3 protein-coding genes and 1 pseudogene are annotated in these 4,898 nt (G+C 75.6%); 1 reads left to right on the top strand and 3 read right to left on the bottom strand.

The genetic code is table 11. From position 1 onward, the window contains the following. Positions 1 to 756 precede the first annotated feature (756 nt). On the top strand, positions 757 to 1,419 hold the full coding sequence (locus tag CBZ_RS18760; RefSeq protein ID WP_246013544.1) for a hypothetical protein: 663 nt from the start codon (positions 757 to 759) through the stop codon (positions 1,417 to 1,419). A 140-nt stretch (positions 1,420 to 1,559) separates the two neighbouring features. On the opposite strand, the gene CBZ_RS21395 is transcribed toward CBZ_RS18760, so the two are convergent. The 3 genes and pseudogenes from CBZ_RS21395 to CBZ_RS21170 all read right to left on the bottom strand — a co-directional run. Next, positions 1,560 to 2,951 carry a hypothetical protein gene (locus CBZ_RS21395; protein ID WP_174768700.1) on the bottom strand — a complete coding sequence of 464 codons (1,392 nt, stop codon included), beginning with the start codon at positions 2,949 to 2,951 and terminating at the stop codon, positions 1,560 to 1,562. Continuing rightward, positions 2,948 to 3,520: an RNA polymerase sigma factor gene (locus CBZ_RS18750; protein WP_130782978.1), complete on the bottom strand. Its 573-nt coding sequence runs from the start codon at positions 3,518 to 3,520 to the stop codon at positions 2,948 to 2,950. The genes CBZ_RS21395 and CBZ_RS18750 overlap by 4 nt, the downstream gene beginning before the upstream one ends. A 187-nt stretch (positions 3,521 to 3,707) precedes the next feature. Then, positions 3,708 to 4,898 (bottom strand): annotated as a pseudogene (locus CBZ_RS21170) (hypothetical protein); the annotation flags it as partial.

The following is a 4,898-nucleotide window of genomic DNA, read 5'->3' as shown; positions in this document are numbered from 1 at the left end:
GCCCTCTCGGCCGTAGTGGAGCGCAAGACCAGCGCGACCACAGGAACGAGCGCTGATCTGGAGCGCAACGCAGGTTGAGAGGGTCGGTGCGTCAGCACCGGCCCTCTCGGCCGTCTCCCCACCTCGTGATGCCAGGTTGTGTGGAAGGTCTGTCGCACCAGCGGCGACACAGATTCCACACCGCGACGGCCGGCCCGAGGTCCGACCTGACGACCGGCCGACGTCAGGCCCGACGGCCGTTCGCCCACCGGGCCCCCGTCAGCGGCACCCGGTCGACGTCGCCGGTCGGCGTCGTCCACAGGGTCTGCGCCGCGATCGCGCCGGCATCGCCATGCTGACCCGCATGCCTCCCGGAAGCGGCCCTCGACCAGCCCCCCGACGTCCACGGCCCCAGGTCGCGACCCCCGCAGGACGGACCCCCGTCGGGCTCCCCGGCCAGGGTCACGTCCCCAGGCCCGTCCGCCTCCCCGACTCGGCGCTGCCGGACGCGCACGACGCCCTGGTCCGCGCCGACCTCGTCGCGACGACCGCGCGGCTGAGCGCCTGGGGAGTCAGCAGGTCCGTCGTGAGCCGTCGCGTCGCCGCCGGCGAGTGGTGCCGTCCGTTCACCGGCGTCGTCGTCACGCACCCCGGACCGCTGTCGTGGCGTCAGGTCGCGCGGGCCGCCCTCGCGTACGCCGGCCCGGGGCTGCCCTGTCACACCGGTCGGCGGCCTTCCTCCGCGGGATCGTGGTCGACCCCGGACGTGTGGTGCACGTGAGCATCCCCGCTCATCGTCGTGTCGCGCCGCAGCCCGGGCTGGTCGTGCACCGACGCCGCCGGATGCCCGTGGCCTCGGGACGCCTGCGCACGGTCGGCGAGGACGTCACGGTGCTGGACGTCGTGGACGGGCTTCGTTCGGCGGACGAGGTCGTCGGGGTGGTGTGCGAGGCGGTGCGTGCGGGCGTGCGGCCCGGTGTGGTCCTCATGCACGCGGAGGAGCGGCGAGGGCTGCGCAACCGCGCCCTGCTCACCGCGCTGCTCGGGACCGACGGTGCGGTCGACCGGGGTGTCGAGTCGCCGCTCGAGCACCGGTACGCGCGGGACGTCGAGCGGGCGCACGGCCTGCCCGCGGCCACCGCCCAGGTGCGGCAGCGGGTCGGCGGGCGGTGGATCCGGGCCGACCGGGTGCACGTGGGTCTCGGTGTGCGGGTCGAGCTCGACGGTCAGCTCGCGCACCCGCTCGGGCGGACGGACGAGGACGTGTGGCGCGACAACACCGTCGCGGTCGAACGCACGGAGCTCACGCTGCGGTACCGCTGGCGGCACGTCGTCGCGGAGCCGTGCCGGACGGCCGGCCAGGTCGCCGCCGCGCTGACGGCCCGCGGCTGGCAGGGGCGCGCGACCCCCTGCGGCAGCACGTGCCCGCTCCCCCACTGACCACCCGCCGCCCTCCGCCGCGTCCGCCCGCATCGCCTCGGGTCTCGCGTGGAGACTCTGTCGCGCTGAACGCGACACACCCTCCACACCACGCCTCGCCGGCGCGGCACGAGAGCCGGCGAACGCCCGTCGCCTGCCCGTCAGCGCGCCGTCACGGCCGACAGCGGGGAGAGCTGACCAGGACCGTCCGGGCCGGGCAGCAGGGTCGCGGTCATCCCTGTCGTCGGGTCGTGGACGACCAGGCCGATCGGGCCGCCGTCACCGCCGCACGCGTCGAACGAGACCACGTGCAGCCGCCCGCCGGACGTCGCCACCCGCTGGAACCGGAACGGCAGGGCGAGGTCGACCGCCTCCTCGACGCGGTCACGCCATGCCGCGACGCGTTCGCGGCACCCGTAGTCCAGGTACCCCTCGGGCGCGCTGCCGTGCACCCAGGCCTTGGCGACGACGCGCCCGTCGGGCAGCAGGACGCCGTCGGACGGTACGAGGTCGCCGGCGCGCAGGTCACGCAGGACGACGGGGGCCGTCCCCGCCGCGACATCGACCCTCACGAGCATCAGCCCGTCCGGCAAGGTCGCACCCCACGGGGGCGTGTCCCCCTCGGCGCAGACCAGCAGGACGTCGGTGCGGCTCTGCCAGCCGACGGTCGCGCAGGTCGTCCCGGCGGGCGCGAGCGTGACGGGCCGTGCGCCACCGGCGACCAGGTCGACGACGACCGTGCGGTCGGCTCCCTCGACGAGGGCGAGCGTGCCGTCCGGGTTGACGGTCGTCCCACCCCCGGCGAAGCCGGGGAGGTCGGACGTGACGAGGTGGGCCTCGCCGTCCGGCCGGACGACCCACATCCGCGAGCGGTCCTCGCCGTCCTCGATCCAGAGCTCGACGACGTCGGAGGGATGCGGGTACGCACCGGCGCCCACGCCGGTGCGCGGTGCCTCGACGACCTGGCCGGTGCGCAGGTCGAGCAGCCCACGGATGCCCGGCTGCACGGCCACGGGGACGGTCGGCGACCCGTCCCACGCGAAGCTGTCGAGACCGAGGTACACGTCGTCGCGCACGTGGTAGAGGTCGCCCTCGGGCGACGCGAGCGCGAGGACCGGCACGATGCGCGTGCCGTCGGCGAGCTCGGCGTCCCCCGTCGTCGGCCCGTACTGCACGACGGTCCATCCCGACCCGACGCGTGCGAGGACGTCGTCGTCGAGCGCGAGCATCGGCGGCATCCCGGAGCGCTCGACGGCGACCGGGGCGCTCGACGCGGTCGGGGCGGGCGTGCTCGACGGCGTCGACGTCGGGCTCGGGGTGACGGTGGGCGTCACGGCAGGCTGGGGGGTGTCGGCCCGGTGCAGGCCGAGCCACGCCACGGTGCCGAGGACGGCCACGGCGCCGACGGCTGCGAAGGACTGCGCCGTGTGCCGGCGGACGCGGCGGCCGCGGGCCTTCGAGACGATGCGCCGGTAGGTCGCGTCGTCGAGCCGGCCGACGTCGGCTCCGAGCTCGTCGCCCGCCCGCGACAGGATGTTCCCGAGGTCGCTCATCGTGCCTCCCCTCCGTTCGTCGACGTACTGGTCGGGGTCGCGGCGACCGGACGCACGGGGACCGACTCGGGGTCGTCCGTGCGGGTCCCGAGCGCGGCGTCGAGGCGCCGTAGGCCGTCGGACGTGTACCGCTTGACCGCGCCCTCGCTGAGCCCGAGCACCGACGCGGTCTCGTGCACGGACAGGTCCTCGACCTGCCGCAGCACGACGCACGCCCGCTCGCGGGGCGTCAGGCCGGCGAGCGCCCGCACGACGTCCGCTCCCAGACCCCGCGGCACGACCTCCGTCACGGGCGCCGGGTGACCCGCGAGCCGTCCCACGGCGGCGCGCTCACGGGTGCGGCGACGGTGCTCGTCGACCGAGCGCGACACGATCGCGCGGCGCACGTACTGCTCGGCCTCGGCGATCGTCGTGAACCGGGCGCGGCTGCCGAAGGTGGCGACGAGCGCCTCCTGCACGAGGTCCTGCGCCTCGTCCCGCGACGTCGCGACGAGCATCGCGTGGCCGACGAGGCGCCCCCACCTCTGCTCGACCAGCTGCGCGAGCAGCCCTTCCCACGCTCGTCCCACCGTGTGCCCTCTCGTCGACGGACGTCCTACGCGGGGAGAACGGCGTGGCTGCGTCCGAGGTTGGGGTGAGTCTCGCCGGAGTCGCGGGCGTGGTGGGGAAGGTCTGTCACGGCACGCGCGACAGACCTTCCGCGCACCCGCCCGAGGGCGTCGGAAGGCCTCACCGCCGCGTCCCGCCCGCCCGGCCTCACGCGCACTCGAAGACCACCGATCCCGCCGTCGGGATCATCCCGAGGTACCAGCCACCCCCGGGCCGCTCGGTCGCGTACAGCGCGTGCGCGGCGAGGAAGGCGGCGTCGGTGCCGAACCCGGTCGTGGCGTAGACGTCGGCGCCGGTCCTGGTCCCGCCGTCGACCTCGAGATCGACGGTCCACGACTGCTCCTCGTGCCAGGCACGGACGCTGCGGGACCGGTCGTTGCCGCCCTCGACGGGGACCCAGACCCGACGTCCCTCGGCGGTCCTGCCGGCTGCGCGCCAGTCCGCCGGGTCGAGGGCGGTGTCGACGGAGAACATGTTCGGCGAGCAGGTCGGCGAACCCGGGGCCACGGCCTCGGCCCGCCCCTCCCACGACTGCTCGGGCGGCAGGCTGCGGTCCACGCCGTCGTCCCAGACGAACGCGTTGACGTCGCTCCCGGGGACGTCGGGCGTGGCCAGGCGCAGGGTGGTGCCGAACGGGAACCGCCAGGCGAGGAACGTCGGCGTCAGGTCGGGCAGCGTCGGTGTCGCGCGGACCTCGACCAGCCCGGCACGTCCGTAGCCTGCGAGGACGACCGTCTCGTGCTGCTCCTGGTCGTCGACGAGGATCCACGCGTCGCCCAGCACGGTCGTCTCCGTGTGACCGTCCAGCGCGCGGAGCCGCTGCGTGGTCGCGGTCGTCCCCACGACGAACCCCCCGCCGAGGTCGCCCTCCGCGGGGACGCCGAGGGTGTCGTAGAACGTGTCGCGGTCGACGACGACGCCGGGCGCGAGGGTGAACCACCCGGCGAGCGGCGGCTCGACGCACGGGTCCTCGGTGCGCGGCGAGGGGCACGCGATGTACCGGGTCCCCGCGGCGTCGACCTCGAAGAGCCCGACGACCTCGGCGTCCCAGTAGAAGACCTCCTGGTACACCGCGTAGATCGTCGCGTCGCCGCGGGTGCCGACCCGCACCGGGACGGGCACCTCGCCCCCCTCGCCCGTCGTCAGCAGCGCGGGGGCGTCCGGGGCGGGCACAGGGTCGACCCAGACCTCGCCCGTCCGGGAGCGTTGCAGCCGACGCAGGACGGTCGTGTCGTCCGTCGCAGCCTGCCGCACCACCGGCCCGGCGTCGGGGTCGGGCGTCGGGGTGGTCGTGGGCGCCGGGCTCGTCGCGGGGCTCGGCGGGGGCGTGGTGACGTG

This window comes from Cellulomonas biazotea, from assembly GCF_004306155.1.
Classification (GTDB): Bacteria; Actinomycetota; Actinomycetes; order Actinomycetales; family Cellulomonadaceae; genus Cellulomonas; species Cellulomonas biazotea.
This window is presented reverse-complemented; position numbering and strand designations above follow the sequence as displayed.

What these genes read in the sequence shown, in the direction of transcription:
- CBZ_RS21395 (WP_174768700.1), bottom strand. Translation starts at nt 2,951, where the DNA reads ATGAGCGACCTCGGGAACATCCTGTCGCGGGCGGGCGACGAGCTCGGA.